This window comes from Gilliamella sp. BG2, from assembly GCF_046635645.1.
GTDB classification, from domain to species: domain Bacteria; phylum Pseudomonadota; class Gammaproteobacteria; order Enterobacterales; family Orbaceae; genus Gilliamella; species Gilliamella bombi.
The window spans coordinates 1-1,126 of the sequence record NZ_JBIDFF010000074.1; the positions used below are offsets into that span (position 1 = coordinate 1).

The 1,126-nt window shown below is 35.3% G+C and carries 2 protein-coding genes; one reads left to right on the forward strand and one right to left on the reverse strand.

The genetic code is table 11. The features are described from left to right. Positions 1 to 522: endonuclease (locus tag ACGH6Q_RS12335; protein WP_411592995.1), on the forward strand; the 522-nt coding region annotated here is incomplete at its 5' end. A gap of 17 nt (positions 523 to 539) precedes the next feature. Here ACGH6Q_RS12335 and ACGH6Q_RS12340 read toward each other — a convergent pair. After that, a complete protein-coding gene (locus ACGH6Q_RS12340; RefSeq protein WP_411592996.1) occupies positions 540 to 728 on the reverse strand; it encodes a ribbon-helix-helix protein, CopG family in 189 nt (62 codons plus the stop codon). Positions 729 to 1,126: the final 398 nt, after the last annotated feature.

Genomic DNA, 1,126 nt, shown 5'->3' on the forward strand with positions numbered 1-1,126 from the left:
GGTGTTGTAGATTTTGGTAAATGCGGTTATAAGCCAAGAAAGAATTTAAATAGAGCGTCTCGCATTGAGTGGGAGCATGTTATGCCAGCCGAAAACTTCGGTCGTCATCTGCAATGTTGGCGAGACGGTGGACGTAAAGCGTGTAAAAAAGATGTTACTTTTAATAAAATGGAAGGTGACATGCACAACTTGCAACCTGCTATCGGTGAGGTAAACGGTGACCGTTCTAACTATCGTTATTCGCTGTTTACAGATATGTTTGATCAATACGGACAATGTAAAACGGCTGTAGATTTCAAAGAAAGAAAATTTCAGCCGCGCGATGAAATTCGCGGGATGATAGCGCGCACATATCTATATATGTCTGATAAATACAAAATTAATTTATCTAATCAAGAAGAAAAATTGATGACAGCGTGGGATAAAATGTTTCCACCTGAAAAATGGGAATGCGAACGCAATCAACAAATTAAACAAATTCAGGGTAATGATAATAGATTCATTACTCAACAGTGTAAATAGTTACATATAAGCCTCAATTAAGAGGCTTTTTTGTTATCAAGATAGAATTTCACAGCATCAACAATAAGTTGAGCTTGTGGTACATCTAAGCTTTTACTTGCCTGTTCAATTAATGCGATATCATCAACGTGTAGTTTGAAGCCTTTTACTTTAACTCCTCGTTTTTGGTCGCTTTTTTGATTAATTTCAACTCTTGTTAATGCCATGTTATCCGCCTTGATTTTTTAAAATTAAATTGTTATATTTAAGGTCATCGGAGAGGTTTCCCTCTCCTTTGAACTACTTTAGAATGCTGGGGAGCTAATCAAAAGTAGCAGAATTAAAATGAATATTTTCTTTTTCATTTTTCTTCTCCTTAAGCCCTCGTCTTAGGTCGGGGGTTTACCTTATCAAGTCCCTCACTTGATGTTTTTATTGTAAGTTAACTTACAATAAAAGTCAACAATATTTATCAAAAAAATTTAATTTTTTATAGATTTATTGCCGAATAAAATTATTGAATGAAGCCGCTTAATTGCGGTTTTTTTATGTCCAAATTTCATGCATGTCGGCGACATTGATGTCGTCAACATCTACAGAATCGACAGCAAAGCTAGACACACAC